The organism is Actinomycetospora straminea (assembly GCF_028737255.1).
Lineage (GTDB): Bacteria > Actinomycetota > Actinomycetes > Mycobacteriales > Pseudonocardiaceae > Actinomycetospora > Actinomycetospora straminea.
The window spans coordinates 79,029-97,170 of sequence record NZ_JAQZAN010000003.1 but is presented as its reverse complement, the minus strand read 5'-3'; the positions used below and the strand labels follow the sequence as shown (position 1 = coordinate 97,170).

The following is an 18,142-nucleotide window of genomic DNA, read 5'->3' as shown; positions in this document are numbered from 1 at the left end:
TGTTCGCTGCCTCTACGCGCGCGAACGCCCCGTTGATCACCCGCTACGTGCGGGAACGCCCCGTCGATCACCCGCGTTCCGCCCACAGCGGACAGGACGGCCCGCACACGTGCAACGGTGTAAGCACGAGGGCATGGACGAGCTCGACGCCTACTCCCGCACCGTGAGCACGGTCGCGGCCGCCGTGGGCCCGTCGGTCGCCGCGGTGCGGGCGGGCCGGGGCAGCGGGTCGGCGGTGGTCGTGGACCGCGGGGTGCTGGTCACGAACGCCCACGTCGTCGGCGGGCACCGCGCGGGCGAGGTGGCCTACGCCGACGGCAGCGAGGGCCGGGTGACGGTGCGCGGCACCGACCCGCTCTCCGACCTCGCCGTCCTGACCACCGACGACCCGACCCCGCCCGCGCTGGAGATGGGCGACGCGGGGCAGCTGGTCGTCGGGCAGCTCGTCGTGGCCGTCGGGAACCCGCTCGGGCTCGCCGGCTCGGTCACGGCGGGCGTGGTCAGCGGGCTCGGGCGGGCGCTGCCGGTGCGCAGCGGGACCGCGAGCCGGGTCGTCGAGGACGTCATCCAGACCGACGCCGCGCTGAACCCGGGCAACTCCGGCGGCGCGCTCGCCGACGCGTCGGGACGGGTGGTCGGCATCAACACGGCGGTGGCCGGGGTGGGCCTGGGCCTCGCGGTGCCGATCACCGCGACCACCCGGCGCATCCTCGCGAGCCTCCGCGAGGACGGCCGCGTGCGGCGCGGCTACCTCGGGCTGGTCGGCGCGCCCGCGCCCCTGCCGGCGGACATCGCCGCGCGCCTGGGCCGCCCGCGCGGGCTGCGCGTGGCCGAGGTCGTGCCCGGCAGCCCCGCCGCGCGCGCCGGGTTGCACGCCGGCGACCTCGTGGTGTCGGCGGACCGCGAGCCGGTCAGCGACGCGCAGGGCCTGCAGCGCCGGCTGTTCGCGACGTCGATCGGGCGCACGATGCCGGTCACGGTGCTGCGGGGCGAGGCGATGGTCGACGTGCTCGCGGTGCCGTCGGAGCTGACCGACCACTGACGTGCGCGGAATTCCCGGTCAGGGCCGGGAAATCCGCGCACGTGCCGGTCGCGTTGCCGGGCGCCCGGGTCGGCGGTTAGCGTCCACGCCGTCGCCGGGCACCCCGGCGGCACCACGCGGGAGTCCGCCGGGAGCGGGCTGAGAGGGCGGCTGGTGGCCGCCGACCGCCGGACCAGCCGGGTCATGCCGGCATGGGAGGAACGCCGCCGATGACTGCCCGCACCCCGCCCGTCGCGCTCGCGATCGCCGGCACCGACTCCGGTGGCGGCGCCGGGATCACCGCCGACGTCCGCGCCTTCACCGCCTGCGGCGTGCACGGCGCGGTGGCCATCGCCGCGGTGACCGTGCAGAACTCCGTCGGCGTCGAGGGCTTCCACGCGATCCCGCCCGACGTCGTCGCCGCGCAGATCCGGACGGTCGCGGGCGACATGGGCGTCGACGCCGCGAAGACCGGCATGCTCGCGTCGACCGAGATCATCGAGGCGGTCGCGGCGGCCGGCGACGAGGTCGGGCTGGGCACGCGGGTGCCGTTCGTCGTCGACCCCGTCGCGGCCTCGATGCACGGCCACCAGCTCCTGGCCGACGACGCGCTCGACACCCTGCGCACGGTGCTGATCCCGCGCGCCACGCTCGTCACGCCGAACCTCGACGAGGTGCGTCTGCTCGTCGGCGTCGAGGTGGTCGACGACGCCACGGCGCGGGAGGCGGGCCGGGCGCTGCTCGACCTCGGGGCGGGCGCGGCGCTGGTCAAGGGCGGGCACCTGACCGGCTCGCCGGAGGTCACCGACCTGCTCGTGGCCGCCGACGGCACCGAGCGCGCGTTCACCTCGCCGCGCCGCGAGACCGAGCACAGCCACGGCGGCGGGGACTCGCTGGCGTCGTCGATCACGGCGGGGCTGGCGCGGGGCATGGCCCTGGTGGACGCCGTGGCGCTGGGCAAGGCCTACATCACCCGCGCGGTCGACCACGCCTACCCGCTGGGCGCCGGCCACGGGCCCGTGTCGTCGCTGTGGTCGGTGGCCGCGTGGGAGCCGGGCGCCTGACGCGATGATGTCGTGATGGCCGAGACCCCGCCCCGCGCGCTGACGATCGCCGGCTCCGACTCGGGCGGCGCCGCCGGGCTCGAGGCCGACCTGCGGGCGATGACGGCGTGCGGCGTGCACGGGTGCGTGGCCGTCACGGCGGTGACCGTGCAGAACTCCCTCGGGGTCTCCGGGGTGCACCTCGTGCCGCCGGAGACGGTCGCGGCGCAGGTGCGGGCGGTGGTCACCGACATCGGGGTGGGCGCGGCGAAGACCGGGATGCTCGCGTCGGCGGCGATCATCGAGGCGGTCGCCGACGTCGTCGACGAGGTCGGGATCGGGCGCGCGCAGGACGCCGTGCCGTTCGTCGTCGACCCCGTCGCGGCGTCGATGGCCGGGGAGCCGCTGCTCGCCGAGGACGCGATGGAGGCCATCCGCACGCGGCTCTTCCCGCGCGCGGCGCTCGCGACCCCGAACCTCGACGAGGTCCGCCTGCTCGTCGACGTGACGGTGACCGACGCCGACAGCGCCCTCGCGGCGGCGAAGGCGCTGCACGCGCTGGGCCCGCGGTACGTGCTGGTCAAGGGCGGGCACCTGCGGGGGTCGCCGGAGGTCACCGACCTGCTCTTCGACGGCTCGCAGACCTGGGAGTTCGCCGGCCCGCGGATCGACACCCCGCACGTCCACGGCGCGGGCGACGCGCTGGCCAGCGCCACGTGCGCCGCGCTGGCCCGGGGCCTCGCGATGCCCGAGGCCGTCGCCTCGGCCGAGCGCTACATCCGCCGCGCGGTCGCCGAGTCCTACCCCCTGGGCGCGGGCGTGGGCCCGGTGTCGCCGCTGTGGGCGGTGGACGCGCACGTGTGAGGTGCGCTGCGCGCAGGTGAGCAGAAAGAAGTGCCCCAGCACTTCTTTCTGCTCACGAGCGCGGAGCGCCCCCGTCCTCGGGCCCCAGCTCGCGGATCGGCGCGCCGTCGGCCCAGGCCCGGATGTCCTCGACGGCGTCGCGGTAGAACACCTCGTAGGTGCCCTCGGTGACGTAGCCGAGGTGCGGGGTGAGCACGGTGTTCGGCGCGGTGCGCAAGGGCGCGTCCACGGGCAGCGGCTCGGTGCCGAACACGTCCAGCCCGGCGCCCCCGATCGTCCCGGCGTGCAGGGCCTCGACCAGCGCGTCCTCGTCGACGATCGGGCCGCGCGAGGTGTTCACCAGCAGCGCCGTGGGCTTCATCCGCGCCAGGTCGTCGCGGCCGATCAGGCCGGTGGTGCGCGCGGAGAGCTTGAGGTGGACGGTGACGACGTCCGAGGTCGTGAGCAGCTCGTCCTTGCTCACCGGCGTCACCCCGTGGCCGCGGGCGTCGTCCGGGTCGAGGTGCTCGCTCCAGGCCACCACGTCCATCCCGAGGGCGAGCCCGACGGCGGCCACCGGCGCGCCGATCCCGCCGAGACCCACGACGCCGAGGCGCCGCCCGGCGAGGTCGCGGCCCACCGTGTGCTGCCAGCGGCCCGCGCGGACCGCCCGGTCCTCGGCGGGCACGTGTCGGGTCAGGGCGTGGATCAGCGCCCAGGTCATCTCGACGGTCGGGGCGTTGCTCGACACGCCGCCGGTGCCCGACACCGTCACCCCGCGCTCGCGGGCCGCGGCGACGTCGATGGCGACGTTCGCGGGTCCCGTGGTCACGAGCAGACCGAGGTGTGGCAGCCGCTCGAGGACGTCGGCCGGGAAGGCGGTGCGCTCGCGCATGGCGACGACGACGTCGTAGGGCTCGAGCGCGGCGACGACGCCGTCGGCGTCCCCGAGGTGCTGGCCGAAGAACGTGACGTCCTCCGCGCCGATAGCGTCCCAGTCGGCGTAGGTGGACGCGACCTGCTGGTAGTCGTCGAGGACGGCGATCTTCCGCGGAGCCACGGGCCGGGTGTGCCCCTGGGGGTGCGGGGGCACACACCCGCCGTGCCTGCCGACCCCGACCCGGCGCCCGTCCTGCGACTGACCCGCGCGGGGTGGCCGGTGTACGCCGAGCGCCCGCGACGCCGGGCGCGCCAGTTCCTCGCCGACGTCGCGGTCCTCGCGTGGGTGGCGGTCGTCGTGTCGGCGGCCTCGCTGCTCTACGACACCGTCCTCGTGCTGCAGGGCCCGGGGCGCCAGCTCGGCGACGCGGGCGCGAACGTGCGCGACACCTTCGCCGGCGCCGCCGAGACCGCCGGCGGACTCCCCTTCGTCGGCGAGGACTTGGCCCGCGCCCTGTCGGGCGGCACCCGGGCCGGCGAGAACATCGCCGCCGCCGGGGAGCAGGAGATCGCGGCGGTCGAGGCGCTGGCCTCCGGGGTCGCGTGGACGGTCGGGCTGCTCGCCGCCGTGCCCGTCGTCGTCGCGTGGGTCGTGCTGCGGGTGCGCTGGATGATCGCGGCGCGGGCCGTGCTCGCCCTGCGCGACGGGCTGCGCGGGAGCGTCGGCGACGCCGACCTGCTCGCCCTGCGCGCGCTGGCCCACGGCTCGCCGCGCCGCCTCGCGCGGGTGCCCGACGCGGCCGTCGGCTGGCGCCGCGGTGACCCCCGCGTCCTCGCCCGCCTCGCCGAGATGGAGCTCGGCCGTCTCGGGCTGCGGGGCCCGACCCTCGTCCGCGCGCCGCGCGGGGGCGTACCGTCCGGGGCGTTTGCGGACGAAACGGACGACGCAGCCGGGCCCGGCCCCGGACGTCCCGCCGGGGTCGACCCCGACGAACGGTGGGGTGACACACCCCCGTCACCGGGTCCACCAGGCCCCCCGACGTCCTAGCCTCGGCCCCCGGTCGGCGTCGTCGCGCGCGGGGGAGGCAGAGTGGACACGGTGCTGGACCCTTCACGCCTGGCCGCACTGCGGTCGCGCGTCGTGGGCTGGGCGGCTCGCCGCTACCTCGCCTGGCGCAGCCGACGCGGGCTCGACCCCGTCACGCTGCTGCCCGACCACGCGCTGACACCGCTGCGCCGCGAGGGCCTCGACCCGGTGCCGGCGATGCGCGAGGCCCGCGAGGACGCCCCGGTGCGCCACTTCCCGCTGCCCTTCGGGGTGACGGCGTGGCTGGTCACCGGGCACGAGGAGGCCCGCGCGGTCCTCGGCCGCACGCAGGGCCTGTCCAACGACTTCAGCCACCTCATCGGGCAGGCCGGGGTCAAGGAGGGCCAGAACCCCGGCGGCCTGGGCTTCACCGACCCGCCCGAGCACACCCGCCTGCGCCACCTGCTGACGCCCGAGTTCACGCTGCGCCGCCTCGCGCGCCTCGGGCCGAGGATCACCGAGATCGTCGACGGCCGGCTCGACGCGATGGAGGACCTGGCCGCCCGCGGCGAGCCGGTGGACCTCGTGCGTGACTTCGCGACCCCGATCCCGTCGCTGACCATCTGCGAGCTGCTCGGCATCCCCTACGACGAGCGCGACGAGTTCCAGGCGCTGTCGACGGCCCGGTTCGACGTGCTCGGGGGCGGCGCCGCGGCGTTCGACAAGATCTCGGAGTCGCTGGTCTACCTGCGCGGCGTGGTCGAGCGCCAGCGCGCCGAGCCCGGCGAGGGCCTGCTCGGCCAGCTCATCCGCGACCACGGCGACGAGCTCGACACCGACGAGCTCGCCGAGCTCGCCGACGGGCTGCTCACCGGCGGGCTGGAGACCTCGGCCTCGATGCTCGCGCTCGGCGCCATGGTGCTGCTGCGCGACCCCGACAGCTTCGCGCTCGTCCGCGACGAGCCGGCCGCGGTGCACGGCTTCGTCGAGGAACTGCTGCGCTACCTCACGGTCGTCCAGATCGCCTTCCCGCGATTCGCGACCGAGGACATGACCCTCGGCGGCGTGGAGATCAGCCAGGGCGACGGCATCCTCGTGTCGCTCTCGGCCGCCGACCGCGACCCGCGCCTGACCCCGGACCCCGAGCGGTTCGACCCCCGCCGCCCGCCGACGCCGCACCTCGCGTTCGGGCACGGCATCCACCGCTGCATCGGCGCCGAGCTCGCCCGCATGGAGCTGCGCACGGCCTACCCGGCCCTCGTGCGCCGCTTCCCGGGCCTGCACCTGGCCCCCGACGCCGGGACGCTGGACGACCAGCCGTTCCGGACCACCTCGATCGTCTACGGCGTCGACGCCCTCCCGGTCGGCCTGCGCTGACCTCGGCGCACCCCGGGGCGCCTACTCCACCGCCGGGCTGGAGGCCTGGGCCCAGTACCGGCGGGGGATGCGGCCGGCGCCGTGGGCCGCGCGGCCGGCCTCGACGGCCAGGCGCATGGCGTGGGCCATGGTCTCCGGGTCCGAGGCGCGGGTGACGGCCGTGGCGAGCAGCACCGCGTCGCACCCCAGCTCCATCGCCTGGGCCGCCTCGGACGCCGTGCCGATCCCCGCGTCGAGCACCACGGGCACGTCCACCGACGCCGTGATCATCTCGATGTTGTGCGGGTTGCGGATGCCCAGCCCGGTGCCGATCGGCGCGCCCAGCGGCATGACCGCCGCGCACCCGGCGTCGGCCAGCTTCGACGCGAGCACCGGGTCGTCGTTCGTGTAGGGCAGCACGGTGAAGCCGTCGTCGACGAGCTGCTCGGCGGCGTCGAGCAGCTCGATCGGGTCGGGCAGCAGGGTGCGGTCGTCGAACACGACTTCGAGCTTCACCATCTCCGTGCCCAGCGCCTCGCGCGCCATCCGCGCCGTGTGCACCGCCTCGGCGGCCGTCCGGCACCCCGCGGTGTTGGGCAGCGCCTCGATCCCCAGCCGCTCGAGCAGCGCCAGCACGCCCGGTCCGCCGCCGGCGTCGAGGCGGCGCATGGCCACCGTCGTCAGCTCGGTGCCCGACGCGACGAGGGCACGCTCGAGCACCGCGAGCCCCGACGCGCCGCCGGTGCCCATGATCAGCCGCGAGCCGAACTTGCGGCCACCGATCTCCAGCGGGTCCACGTCAGCCCCCCTGCACCGCGGTGAGCACCTCGACGTGGCTGCCGTCCAGCAGCGCCGTGGTGGCCCAGCTCGCGCGCGGGACGACGGTGCCGTCGACGGCCACGGCGACGCCCCGCTCCGGCACGCCGTGCGCGTCCATGAGCGCGGCGACGGTGGTGCCGGCGGGCACGTCGCGCTGGTCGTCGTTGAGCCAGACGGTGGTCATCGCTCCCCCTCCCTGCGCCGGCATGACCCGGATCAGGTTCGACGGTCGGAGCCGCAGCTCCCTCTCAGCCCGTGGCCGGGCTCCCGTGGTGTCCGGTTCACCGTACGCGCGCCGGTCAGGAACGCGCAGCCGCCGCGGGGCGGGCCTCCTCGGGCAGCGGCTCCCCGCGGAGCACGGCGGTGACGGCGTCGACGGTCACGGCCACCAGCAGCATCCCGTTGCGCCCGTGCCCCGTCGCCGCGACCAGCCCCGCGGGGCCGACCGCGCCGAGCAGCGGGAGGTTGTCGTCCGTGCCCGGCCGGAACGAGGCCGCGGTCTCCTCGAGCGCGTAGTCGGCGATGCCGGGCAGCACCCGCTCGACGTCGGCGACGAGGTCGCGCACGCCCCCGACCAGCACGTCCGGGTCGAAGCCCGCCTCGTACTGCGTCGCGCCGACGACCAGCCGGCCCCCGTCTCGCGGCACCGCGTACACCGGCCGGCCGCTCACCGCCGCGCGCACGGTCCGCGACGGCGGCGGCAGCGACGACCGCCGGGCCCGCACGCGCAGGATCTCGCCCTTGACCGGGCGCACCCGGTCGGCCAGCACCGGGTGCAGCGCCGCCGACCACGCCCCGGCCGCGACCACCACCCGGTCGGCCTCGAGCACGGAGCCGCCGGAGCCGCCGACGGTGCCGGGGCTGCCGGAGCTGCCGGCGGGGGCCAGCGCCACCCCCGTCACCCGCGCCCCGTCGTCGAGCACCCGCTCGACCCGCCGGCGCTCGACCACCACCCCCCGCCGCCGACCCGCCGCCGTCAGCGCCGCGAGCAGCGCCCGGTTGTCGACGGCCAGGTCGTCGGGGACCGCGAGCCCGGCCCGCACCGCCGGTCCCAGCGAGGGCTCGAGCCGGCGCACCGCCCGCCCGGACAGCCGCTCGACGTCCCGACCCCAGGCGCGCAGGTGCTCGGCGACGCGGTCGAGGTCGGCGACGTCCGCGGCGTCGAGCGCCACCTGCACCGTGCCCTCGCGGCGCAGGCCCACCGGCGAGCCCGCGTCCTGCGCCACCGCGTCGGCGAACGCCGGCCAGCGCGCCAGCGACGCCGCGCCGAGCTCGAGGACCTCCCGCTCGCCGGGCCACGCCTCGCTGATCGGGGCGAGCATGCCGCCGGCCACCCGCGAGGCCCCGGAGCCGGGATCGGGGTCGACGAGCACGACCTCGCCCGCCACCCGCTCCCGCGCGGCGGCCCAGGCGATCGCGGACCCGACCGCGCCCGCACCCACGACGACGAGCCGGTCCCGCACGGTCACGGACGGTACGCGATACCGTCGCGACGGTGAGTGCGCCGACCACCGACCGGACCGACCGCCGCGCGCGCCTGCAGGAGGCCCGGCTCTACCTGTGCACGGACGCGCGCCGCGACCGCGGGGACCTCGCCGCCTTCGCCGACGCCGCCCTGCGCGGCGGGGTGGACATCGTCCAGCTGCGCGAGAAGGGCCTCGAGGCGCGCGAGGAGCTCGCCGCGCTCGAGGTCCTCGGCGCGGCGGCCCGCCGGCACGGGGCCCTGCTCGCCGTCAACGACCGCGCCGACCTGGCCCTCGCCGCCCGCGCCGACGTCCTGCACCTCGGCCAGGACGACCTGCCCGTGCCCTGGGCGCGCCGGGTGGTGGGCGACGACGTGCTCATCGGCCGCTCCACCCACGACGCCGATCAGGCCGCCGCGGCCGCCACCGAGCCCGGTGCCGACTACTTCTGCACCGGCCCCTGCTGGCCCACGCCGACCAAGCCCGGCCGCCCGGCACCGGGCCTCGACCTCGTGCGCACGACCGCCGCGGCGGCGCCCGCGCGGCCGTGGTTCGCGATCGGCGGGATCGACCAGGACCGCCTCGGCGAGGTCCTCGACGCCGGCGCGACGCGGATCGTCGTCGTCCGCGCGATCACCGACGCCGAGGACCCGGAGGCCGCGGCCCGCGCCCTGCGGGGTGCGCTGTCGCGCAGGTGAGCAGAAAGGAGTGCTCCAGCACTCTTTTCTGCTCACCTGCGCGGAGCGCACCTCACGTCGCCACCACCAGCGTGAGGCGCTCGGTGCGCAGGATCTCCTCGATCGGCTGGTAGAGGCTCGTGCCGCCGGCGGTGCAGTCGCCCGTGCCGCCCGAGAGCACCCCTAGCGCCGAGCCGCCGGAGACGAACGGCCCGCCCGAGTCGCCGCCCTCGCTGCACGCCGTGGTGAGCACGAGGCCCTCGACGGGGCCGGCGGCGTAGTTGGCGGTGACGTCGACCGCGGTGACCGTGCCGCAGCGCCACCCCGTCGTCGACCCCGAGCGGCACACCGAGGCGCCGACGGGCGCGGTCGCCGTGCCCGTCATCGAGCGGGTCGTGGAGCCCTCGGCGGCCACCGACGGGGTCGGGCGCCAGGCGGGGCCGACGTCGACGACGCCCCAGTCGCCCGTGCGGTCGAACACCGAGCTGCGGATCGGGCCGATCGGCGCGGCGTTGGCGCCGGTGACGTCGCCGCCGCGGTTGGTGCAGTGCCCGGCGGTGACGAGCCGGGGCTCGCCGGTGGCGGTGCGCGCCGAGAAGCCCAGCGAGCACCGCGACCGGCCGATGCGGATGATGTCGCCGCCGACGAGGTCGTAGACGGGCGGGTCGGCGCGCGGGGTCGGCGCCGCGACGCCCTCGACCACCCGCACCGAGGCGTCCACCCGGCGCGCCTCCTCGACGAACGCCGCCCCCCGGGCGTCGCGGGGCTGCGCGCTGAGCGCGAGGACCACGGTGCGCGTCGCCGGGTCCACCCACCAGGCGCTCACCGCGGGCGGCGCGCCACGGGACTCGGCGAGCCCGTCGAGGCGCTCCTTGACCGCGGTCAGCTCGGCAGGCGAGGACGCGGGAGCCGCCGGGGACGAGGGAGCCGCCGGGGACGCCGGAGCCGGCGCCGCGCCCAGCAGGACACCGACGACCGACAGGAGCACCAGCAGGCCCCCGCGCGCCCGCCGATCCATGCCCACCCCCGCTGCCCGCCCGAGACCCGTCACTCGATCGTCGGTGGGAGTGGCGCCGCGATGTCAGCCGTTGGTGGCCCCACCGCCGGACCCGTTGGTCCCCGGCAGGTTGGGCAGGACCCCGCCCGGCGTGGTCCGCGTCGTCGGCCGCGAGGTGCTGGTGTTCGGCTGCTGGGTCGCCGTGTCACCGCCCTGCTGCTCGTCCTGCTGCTGGTCCTGAGTGCTCGACGTGGAGGTCGGCGCGTCGGTGTCCTCGGTCGCCGAGTCCTCGGGCGTCGTGGTGGCCTCGCTCGCGTCGGTCTGCTGACCGAACAGGCTCCCCACCGACGTGCCGCTGGACCCGCCGGAGAGCGGGCCACCGGCCGCGGTCTCGACGCCGAACGTCGCGATCAGCGCGATGACGAACACGCTGGCCGCGAGGCCGCCGAGCGTCACCCACGTCTTCCAGCCCAACCCCTTGAGCAGGGGCAGCGCGCCGGCGAGCGAGAAGCGGCGGCGCGGCGGCTCCGGCTCGAGCGGCGCCACCTGCGTGACGTCGCCCGGCCCACCGGGACCACCCGGGCCGCCGGGACCACCCGGGCCCGTCGGCCGGCCCGGCTGGCCCATCACCGCGGTCGGGCCGCCCCCGGGAGGGGTGCCCGGCTGGCGGCTCTGCGGGATGAACGCCGTGGAGCGGGCCTCGGTCGGCGGCGCCCCGGGCGCTCCCGGCGCCAGCGAGGTCGGCGGGCCGTTCGGGTCGACCCGCGCGTGCACGCGGGTCGGGTCGCCGACGCCCTCGGCGCGCAGCGCCACGCGTCCGGGCTGCAGTGGCTGGCCGGGCCGACCGGTCGGCGGGCCCGCGGGGCCCGGGACGCGCCGCGTCGGGTCGGACGGCGGGGCGCCGGGCCGCACCTGGCGCTGCGTGGGCGGCACCGGGACGCCCGGGCCCGGCGTGGGCGGACCCCCCGGACCCATCGGGCCCACCGGCCGCCGGCCGGGCTGCACCTGGGTGGGCGCCGCCGGGGCCTGCGCCGCCCCGGGCCGGCCGGCGACCCGGCCGACGGCGGTGGCCACGCGGGTGTTGGCGCCCGTCACGACGAGGCGCTGCTTGACCCGGTCCCGGGTCACCTCGAGCGACTTCTGGTACAGCGCCGCGCCGACCGTACTGACGATCGACGCGATCGCGGCGCCACCGATGGTGCCCACCACGCCGATGAACGATCCGAGGATCGCCGCCGTCGCGGCCGCCAGCGCACTGGCGATGATCTGCGGGAAGGTCAGGCCGAGCCCGGCCGAGGAGGAGGCGTCGGACTTCTCTTCGGGGTTCGCTGGTGACATGGCTCCCGGACACGGATCGGGGTCTGCTGGTACGGGCCTGGCGTGCCGACGGGCGCGTCGCGTCGTCCGACGCCCCCGCCGACCACACCTGACGACGCCCGTCCATCGTCCCGCGTTGTCCGTGCGTGAGAGCGTTCACCCACGGAGCAAGTCAGTCGCGTCCGACCGGCCCAAACGCTCGACCGAACGGCTCAGGACCCCTCGCCGGGCTGCGGGACGACGGGGCGCAAGGGGCCAGGGTGCCCGGGCGGCAGGGCCGAGCGAACCAACGGCCACGACGCTGCGATGCACACCACGACGAGCGGCCACGTCAGCACGATCTGGGCGATGCCGAGGGCCACGACCTGGTCCGCGGCCCACAGGCCGGTGAACACCACGACCCGCACGGCGTACTGGCCGACCCACACCCAGCTCGCCCGGCAGTAGCCGCGCACGAGGTCGGGGTCGCGGCGCCACAGGGTCGGCCGGCCGGTCAGCGCGCCCACCACCAGCCCGAGCAGGGGCCACCGGATCGCGATCGAGACGAGCCAGGCGGCGAGGCTGCCGGCGTTCGCGACGATGCGTGGCAGGAAGAAATCCTGCGCGCGCCCGGTGTAGAGGGCGAGCAGGGCGGCGCCGACCGCGAGCAGCAGCCCGACGGCCACCGCGCGCGGGCGCTCGCCACGGCGCTGCCGCCACAGCGCGACCCCGCCCGCGACGACGACCGCGAGCAGCCCGCCCGGGAGCACCGGCTGCGCGGCGCCCAGCGCCCCGGCCACGAGCCACCCGACGACGAACGCCACCGACGGCACGGTCGCGTCGAGGGCCTGACCCTTCCCGCCGAGGATCTCCGTGAAAGGGTTGGGCCCGTGCCCCGCAGGGGCGTCCCCGGCCCGGCCGTCGGGCCGCCCGTCGTCGGGCACGGTCAACCGGTGGTCTCCGGGGCACGGCCGGGAGCACGCCCCTGGCGCGCCATCTCGGCGGTGAACGCCGGCGACGGCGTGCTCGGGCTCGAGATGTCGACGAGCATCCCGTTGGGGTCGGTGACGAGCATCTGGCGGCGGCCGTGGAAGAGGTCCCGCGGCGGCGCGACCAGCGGCAGCCGCAGCCGCCGGGCCTCGGCGTGCACGGCGTCCACGTCGTCGACGACGAACGTGAGGATCACCCCGGCCGGGTCGGCGCGGTACGGCGGCGGCACCAGCTCGTGGCCCACGGCCCAGATCGCGAGCTCGTGGACGTCGTCCGCGTCGGGGCCGTCGATGCGGCGCAGCGCCACGTACCAGTCGCTGTCGAAGGCGACCTCGAAGCCGAGCAGGGCGACGTAGAAGTCCCGCGTCTCGGGCAGCCGGTCGGACAGGACGGTGGGGAACGAGCGGCGCATCGCCATGCGTCGGATCCTCTCTCCGGCGGGACCTCCATCGTCCCGCACGGCCGGGCCTCCCCCGGTCGGGGGGCCGATCACTCCTCGATCACACGTCGTCGGCCACCGCGAGACGGTCCGCACCGACCGTCGCCCGGATGACCGCCCAGCACGACTCGGTCAGCTGGGTCGCGAGCTGGTCGCGGGAGGCGCCGTGGGGCTCGTCGAGCCAGTGCGCGCTCGCCGAGTCGACCATCCCGACGAGGCCGAAGGCGAGCGGGTGCGCCACCGGGGGCGGGATCTCGGCGCCCAGGGAGCCGTCGACGAGCATCCCCGCGACGTGGCCGGCCACGGTCGCGCGCACGTTCGTCGTGGCGGACTCGCCGCCGGTGCCGAAGGACGTCCGCTTGAGGTAGCGGTAGACGTTGGCGTTCGCCTCGAGCCAGCCGAGGTGCGCCCGCAGCGCCTTCGCGAGCATCTCGAACGGCCGGCCCGACGGGCGCCAGACCGGCTCGAGCTCGTGGACCAGCCGCTCGACCGAGCGCGCGGCGATGGCGCTCTGCAGGTCGTCGCGGCCGTCGAAGTGGCGGTAGAGCCCGGGCCGCGACACGCCCGCGCGGGCGGCGATCTGCTCGGTGGTGACCTCGGGGCCGTGCTCGCCGATGGCCGCCACGGCGGCGTCGACCAGCTCGAGACGCCGGGCCTCGCGGTGTCCGGCCCAGCGCGCGGCCCGTCCGTCGACGGGCTCGTGCTCGCTCTCGGACATGGTCGGCTCAGCGTGGCACCGCCGGGGCGCACCGGCCAGCGCTGGCGTGCCCGCCCTCACGGGGACCTCAGCCGGGAGATCAGCTCCGCGTGCCCACGTGCTCCCCCGCGCGCCCGACCAGCACGAGCACGCAGCCCGCGAGCAGGCCCGCCACCACGGCGCGCCCCCCGTCGGTCGGGTCGGCGAGGGCCACCAGCGACGAGAACACCGTCACCGCCCAGGCGAAGGCCGCGAGCCAGCTCGAGATGGGCCGCAGGCCGGCGACGCGGGAGGTGTCCCGGCGCGCGCGGACGGCCCGCCACCCGGCGAGCACGAACGCGAGGACGACGGCGACGACCACCGCGACCGTGCGCCCCGGGCCGGGCGGCACCAGCCCGACGACCAGGAGTGTCGCCGCGGCCACGACGAGCGCGGCCCCGGTGACGAGCCACCCGGCCCGGCGCACGCGGACGACACCGTCGTCGGCGGCCGTCCCGATCGGCATGCGCGGCAGCGTAGCGGCGCGCGGTGTCCGTCTGCGGGTCGCCGTCACCCCGCCGAACCGACGTCCGGGGCAGCGCCGTCGTGCGGCGCGCCGAGCCACCCCGCGTGGCCGTCGCGGAGGAACGCCCGCTCGCGCGCGGCGAACGCGCGCGCCTCGCGTGCTCTGCGGCGCAGGCGCTCCGCGGCGTGGGGCCGGAGCCGCGCCGACTCCTCGTACACGTCGGCGACGGAGTCCTCCGACTCGGCGATGCGTTCGACGAGGCTCTGGATGCGCCGCCGCAGGTGCTCGGCGTGCTCGCGGGCCGACCTCAGATCGGCGATGACGTGGCGTTCCACGTGCCGGTCGCTCTCGTCCATGTGTCCTCCACGCCGGGACGACGCGCTCCGTGCACCCCGTGCCACCGTCTCCCGTCTAGCATGGCGCAGCCACCCGGTTGACGCGTCCAGCCGCGCGACGTCGCCGAGTCCCACCGGCCGCCGTCGGAGTGGCGGTGTCACGGGAGAGGTAGGCGCGCATGGCAGCGAACGGATCCCCGGTCGTGATCGGGGTGGGCGCCTCGGCCGGTGGCGTGGAGGCTCTGCTGGAGCTGGCCGGCGTCCTCGACGCCGACCTGCCGGCCGCCGTGCTCGTCGTCCTCCACCAGCCCGCGGACGCCCCGACCGTGCTGCCGGGCCTCATGGACAAGCGTTGTGCGCTCCCGGTCCGGCACGCCCGGGACGGGGACGACCTCGTGGCCGGCACCGTCCTGCTCGCCCCGCCCGACCACCACCTGCTCATCGTCCGCGGCCGGCTCGAGGTGACACGCGGCCCGCGGGAGAACGGCCACCGGCCGGCGATCGACCCGCTGTTCCGCTCGATCGCGGTCGAGGCCGGACCGGCCGGGATCGGCTGCGTGCTCTCGGGGCTGCTCGACGACGGCGCGGCGGGCCTGTTGGCGCTGGTGCGCCACGGGGGGACCGCGATGGTGCAGGATCCCGACGAGTCCCTCTACGCCTCCATGCCGCAGGCGGCGCTCGAGCAGGTGCCCGGCGCCATCGTGCGGTCGGTGGCCGAGCTGGGAGCCGCGTTCTCCGACCTGGCCACGCGTCCGGTGATCGGGGGACGACGACCCGATCCCCGGCTCGTGCGCGAGGTGGCGGCCAGCAGAGCGGGAGCGAACGTGGACGACGAGGACAGGCCGGACGGGCCGGCGGCCGGGCTGGTGTGCCCCGACTGCTCGGGACCCTTGTTCGACCTCAGCGAGGGCAACATGCTGCGCTACCGGTGCCGTGTCGGTCATGCCTGGTCGGAGCAGAGCCTCTCGAGCGTGCAGGACGACGGGATCGAGCGGGCCCTCTTCACGGCGCTGCAGGCCCTCGAGGACAAGGCGGACCTGCAGCACCGCATCGCCCGCACCGCGACCGAGCGGGGCTCCACGCGGACCGCCGACCGCGCCCGTGAGGCCGCGCACCACGCGCTGGCCTCGGCCGGCCTCGTCCGTGACCTCCTCGCCGAGCGCGAGGCCGGGGACAGCGCATGAGCGAGGACGACGGCGTGGACGAGGTCACCACGGACGGCGAGGGGCCGGACGACCAGGCCGAGCAGGCCGCCGCGTTCGAGACGCTGCTCGAGTTCCTCAAGGAGAGCCGCGGCTTCGACTTCACCGGGTACAAGCGCTCGAGCATCTGGCGGCGCGTGACCCGGCGGATGCAGACCCTCGGGATCTCGACGTTCGGCGACTACCTCGACGTGCTCCAGGTCGACCAGGACGAGTTCACCCACCTGTTCAACACCGTGCTGATCAACGTCACCGGATTCCTCCGCGACCCCGAGGCCTGGCGGGAGCTCCAGGAGGAGATCGTGCCGCAGCTGCTCGCCGCCAAGACGCGGGGCGAGGCGGTGCGCGTGTGGTCCGCGGGCTGCGCGAGCGGCGAGGAGGCGTACGGCCTCGCGATGGTGTTCGCCGAGGCGCTCGGCGTGGAGGAGTTCCGCCAGCGGGTGAATCGGGCGCCGCTTCCCCGATCTCGACATCTGCCACCGGATCGCGGGCCTGCGCTCGTCGTACGAGGACGTGCGGCGCCACCGGACGTCGATGTGGCAGCACGAGGCGGAATATCCCCGCTCGACCTCCGAGACCCTGGTCTTCGACATCCAGATCGTGCCGCTCGAGGCGCACAGCGACGACGGCGTCTCGATCGCCCTGTTCTTCACCGACGTCACCCGCTACCGGCGCATGACCGTCGAGCTCCAGTCGGCCCACCGCCAGGTGGAGACCACCAACGAGGAGCTCCAGTCCACCGTCGAGGAACTGGAGACCACCAACGAGGAGCTCCAGTCCACCGTCGAGGAACTGGAGACCACCAACGAGGAGCTCCAGTCCACCAACGACGAGCTCCAGTCGATGAACGACGAGATGCGCGAACGCACCGGGCAGCTCGACCACGCGAACGATTTCCTGGAGTCCGTACTGGGCAGCCTGAGGACGGCGGTGATCGTGGTGGACACGGAGCTGATCATGCAGGCGTGGAACGGGCGGGCCGACGACCTCTGGGGCGTGCGCAGCGACGAGGCCGTCGGCCAGCACCTGCTCAACCTCGACATCGGGCTGGCCACCGACCGCGTCCGGCCCCTGGTCCGGGACGTCCTGCAGGGCACCGCCCCCCGCGAGGACCCGTTGCGCCTCGAGGCCATCAACCGCCGGGGACGGCCGGTGCAGATCTCGGTGGCGGTGTCGCCGCTGACCGGGCGGGAGAGCCGCCCCGACGGCGCCATCATCCTCATGGACCACGTCGACGTCGCGACGTCGGGCGAGGCGGCCCCGGAGCCGGGAGCGGCGACGTGAGCGCCCCCGACCCCCACCGCCGTCCGGTCGACACCGCCGACGCCCGCCTCGTGGCCGACATGCTCGACGACATCTCGACCGAGCTCGAGGCGACGAGCCGCCCCGATCGCCGCGCGCTGACCGGCGACGGGCCGGAGGCCACCGAGAACCGCATGGTCCGCGAGACGCAGGCCGCCCTCGCCCGGGCGGCAGCGCGCGCCCTGCGCGGCGACGTCCACGAGGTGCGGCGTGCGGCGCGCGGGACGGCCGACGACGCGCGGCGCGCGAAGGAGCAGACACGGCGGGGTCGAGCGGTGCGCCCGGCGACCGAGGACGTCCCCCTGGCCGACCTCGAGCGGCTGGCCCGGCAGGCCCTCGCGGTCACCGGGTCGGTCGTCTGGGCGCAGATCGCCGTCCCGGTGCTCGAGGGCACCGTGCTGGAGGCGACCGCCGGGAACCTGGCTCCCGAGGTGGCGACGGCACTCGCGCGCGGGCCGCGGGCCGAGGTGCTCCGCCACGGCTTCCCCGTCACCGTCGACGACGCGGGCAGCGACGTCCGGTGGCCCGAGCTGCACTCGCCGTCCGCGCACGCGTTCCTGGTCCTGCCCCTGGGCATCTGGGGGACCCTGGCCCTCGCCGCCACGGACGGCGTCGGTGACGCGGCTCGTGGCGTCGCCCGCGAGATCGCCGCCCACGGCGCCGCGCTCGTCACCCAGGACGGAGCGGCCTCCGCGACCCGGGCGGCCGCCCGCGCCCGCGCGCTCGTGCTCACGGCGGGCACGCTGCTGGCCCGGCAGCTCGGGATCGATCCGTTCGACGGCCTCGACGCACTGCTCGAGCGCGCGGCGTCGGCCGGGAGCACGGTCCTCGACGCAGCACGCCACGTCCTCGACGAGCTGGCTCCCCCCGGTGACGACACCCCGCCACGGGCCCCGGAGCCGGCGACCCTCCGCCGAGCCATCGCCTTCCTCGAGGAGCACGCGGCCGGGGACGTGGACGTCGCCGACGTCGCCGCCGCCGCGGGCCTGGGGGTGCGCGGCCTGCAGATGACCTTCCGCCGGTGGCACAGCACCACCCCGCTCGGCCACCTGCGGGAGATCCGCCTGGCCCGGGCCCACCAGGAGCTCCAGGCCTCCGACCCGCGGCAGACCACCGTCGCCGACGTCGCCCACCGCTGGCACTTCACCCACCCCGGGCGCTTCTCGGTGACCTACCGCCGCCGGTACGGCTGCTCCCCCAGCGAGACGCTGCGCGCCTGACCCCTGTCCCGGTCCGCGCGGCGCCACTACC

Annotated in this window: 20 protein-coding genes, 1 pseudogene and 1 riboswitch; of the genes and pseudogenes, 10 read left to right on the top strand and 11 right to left on the bottom strand. The window is 76.5% G+C overall.

Going from position 1 to position 18,142, the window contains the following annotated elements; genetic code table 11:
- The first annotated feature begins 133 nt into the window (after positions 1-133).
- From PH190_RS05860 to thiD (PH190_RS05850), 3 genes are all read left to right on the top strand, one after another.
- The gene (locus PH190_RS05860; RefSeq protein WP_274230553.1) at positions 134-1,042 is read left to right on the top strand and encodes a S1C family serine protease; all 909 of its coding nucleotides are present in this window, start codon (positions 134-136) and stop codon (positions 1,040-1,042) included.
- Positions 1,043-1,251: 209 nt separating this feature from the next.
- A complete protein-coding gene (gene thiD, locus PH190_RS05855) occupies positions 1,252-2,085 on the top strand; it encodes a bifunctional hydroxymethylpyrimidine kinase/phosphomethylpyrimidine kinase (protein ID WP_274230552.1) in 834 nt (277 codons plus the stop codon).
- A gap of 15 nt (positions 2,086-2,100) precedes the next feature.
- Positions 2,101-2,928, top strand: a complete 828-nt coding sequence (gene thiD, locus PH190_RS05850; RefSeq protein ID WP_274230551.1) for a bifunctional hydroxymethylpyrimidine kinase/phosphomethylpyrimidine kinase — start codon at positions 2,101-2,103, stop codon at positions 2,926-2,928.
- A 52-nt stretch (positions 2,929-2,980) separates the two neighbouring features.
- Here thiD (PH190_RS05850) and PH190_RS05845 read toward each other — a convergent pair whose 3' ends face one another.
- A complete protein-coding gene (locus tag PH190_RS05845; RefSeq protein WP_274230550.1) occupies positions 2,981-3,967 on the bottom strand; it encodes a D-2-hydroxyacid dehydrogenase family protein in 987 nt (328 codons plus the stop codon).
- A 42-nt stretch (positions 3,968-4,009) separates the two neighbouring features.
- Here PH190_RS05845 and PH190_RS05840 point away from each other — a divergent pair, with 42 nt between their 5' ends.
- Positions 4,010-4,834 carry a hypothetical protein gene (locus tag PH190_RS05840; protein WP_274230549.1) on the top strand — a complete coding sequence of 275 codons (825 nt, stop codon included), beginning with the start codon at positions 4,010-4,012 and terminating at the stop codon, positions 4,832-4,834.
- A gap of 69 nt (positions 4,835-4,903) precedes the next feature.
- Positions 4,904-6,190 (top strand): cytochrome P450, encoded by a 1,287-nt coding sequence (locus PH190_RS05835; protein ID WP_274230845.1) that lies wholly within the window; start codon positions 4,904-4,906, stop codon positions 6,188-6,190.
- 21 nt (positions 6,191-6,211) lie between these two features.
- Here PH190_RS05835 and thiG read toward each other — a convergent pair whose 3' ends face one another.
- The 3 genes from thiG to thiO all read right to left on the bottom strand — a co-directional run bounded on the left by thiG (position 6,212) and on the right by thiO (position 8,451).
- Positions 6,212-6,967, bottom strand: a complete 756-nt coding sequence (gene thiG, locus PH190_RS05830; RefSeq protein WP_274230548.1) for a thiazole synthase — start codon at positions 6,965-6,967, stop codon at positions 6,212-6,214.
- Between the two features lies 1 nt (position 6,968).
- Positions 6,969-7,172 (bottom strand): sulfur carrier protein ThiS, encoded by a 204-nt coding sequence (gene thiS / locus PH190_RS05825; RefSeq protein WP_274230547.1) that lies wholly within the window; start codon positions 7,170-7,172, stop codon positions 6,969-6,971.
- Positions 7,165-7,269: riboswitch (TPP riboswitch) on the bottom strand. Its footprint overlaps the gene before it by 8 nt.
- A gap of 18 nt (positions 7,270-7,287) precedes the next feature.
- Entirely contained in the window at positions 7,288-8,451 is a 1,164-nt protein-coding gene (thiO, locus tag PH190_RS05820) for a glycine oxidase ThiO (protein WP_274230844.1), read from the bottom strand.
- A gap of 32 nt (positions 8,452-8,483) precedes the next feature.
- Between thiO and thiE the strand changes: the two genes are divergently transcribed.
- Positions 8,484-9,149: a thiamine phosphate synthase gene (gene thiE, locus PH190_RS05815; RefSeq protein ID WP_274230546.1), complete on the top strand. Its 666-nt coding sequence runs from the start codon at positions 8,484-8,486 to the stop codon at positions 9,147-9,149.
- A 52-nt stretch (positions 9,150-9,201) separates the two neighbouring features.
- Here thiE and PH190_RS05810 read toward each other — a convergent pair whose 3' ends face one another.
- From PH190_RS05810 to PH190_RS05780, 7 genes are all read right to left on the bottom strand, one after another.
- A complete protein-coding gene (locus tag PH190_RS05810; RefSeq protein ID WP_274230545.1) occupies positions 9,202-10,146 on the bottom strand; it encodes a S1 family peptidase in 945 nt (314 codons plus the stop codon).
- Between the two features lie 63 nt (positions 10,147-10,209).
- Positions 10,210-11,463, bottom strand: a complete 1,254-nt coding sequence (locus PH190_RS05805) for a hypothetical protein (protein ID WP_274230544.1) — start codon at positions 11,461-11,463, stop codon at positions 10,210-10,212.
- A gap of 191 nt (positions 11,464-11,654) precedes the next feature.
- Positions 11,655-12,365, bottom strand: coding sequence for a DUF3159 domain-containing protein (locus PH190_RS05800; protein ID WP_274230843.1), 711 nt, complete (start codon positions 12,363-12,365; stop codon positions 11,655-11,657).
- Positions 12,366-12,367: 2 nt separating this feature from the next.
- The gene (locus PH190_RS05795; protein ID WP_274230543.1) at positions 12,368-12,829 is read right to left on the bottom strand and encodes a VOC family protein; all 462 of its coding nucleotides are present in this window, start codon (positions 12,827-12,829) and stop codon (positions 12,368-12,370) included.
- 82 nt (positions 12,830-12,911) lie between these two features.
- The gene (locus PH190_RS05790; protein ID WP_274230542.1) at positions 12,912-13,568 is read right to left on the bottom strand and encodes a TetR/AcrR family transcriptional regulator; all 657 of its coding nucleotides are present in this window, start codon (positions 13,566-13,568) and stop codon (positions 12,912-12,914) included.
- 79 nt (positions 13,569-13,647) lie between these two features.
- The gene (locus tag PH190_RS05785; RefSeq protein WP_274230541.1) at positions 13,648-14,052 is read right to left on the bottom strand and encodes a hypothetical protein; all 405 of its coding nucleotides are present in this window, start codon (positions 14,050-14,052) and stop codon (positions 13,648-13,650) included.
- A 44-nt stretch (positions 14,053-14,096) separates the two neighbouring features.
- Positions 14,097-14,408 carry a hypothetical protein gene (locus PH190_RS05780; protein ID WP_274230540.1) on the bottom strand — a complete coding sequence of 104 codons (312 nt, stop codon included), beginning with the start codon at positions 14,406-14,408 and terminating at the stop codon, positions 14,097-14,099.
- Between the two features lie 158 nt (positions 14,409-14,566).
- Between PH190_RS05780 and PH190_RS05775 the strand changes: the two genes are divergently transcribed.
- The 4 genes and pseudogenes from PH190_RS05775 (at position 14,567) to PH190_RS05760 (ending at position 18,111) form a co-directional block, all read left to right on the top strand.
- Positions 14,567-15,571 (top strand): chemotaxis protein CheB, encoded by a 1,005-nt coding sequence (locus tag PH190_RS05775; RefSeq protein ID WP_274230539.1) that lies wholly within the window; start codon positions 14,567-14,569, stop codon positions 15,569-15,571.
- Positions 15,568-15,945: pseudogene (locus PH190_RS05770) on the top strand (protein-glutamate O-methyltransferase CheR); the annotation flags it as partial. The gene PH190_RS05775 and the pseudogene PH190_RS05770, both read left to right, overlap by 4 nt.
- A 178-nt stretch (positions 15,946-16,123) precedes the next feature.
- Entirely contained in the window at positions 16,124-16,873 is a 750-nt protein-coding gene (locus PH190_RS05765) for a PAS domain-containing protein (protein WP_274230538.1), read from the top strand.
- A complete protein-coding gene (locus PH190_RS05760) occupies positions 16,870-18,111 on the top strand; it encodes a helix-turn-helix transcriptional regulator (protein ID WP_274230842.1) in 1,242 nt (413 codons plus the stop codon). Before PH190_RS05765 ends, PH190_RS05760 begins: the two co-directional genes overlap by 4 nt.
- The last annotated feature ends 31 nt before the right edge of the window (positions 18,112-18,142 follow it).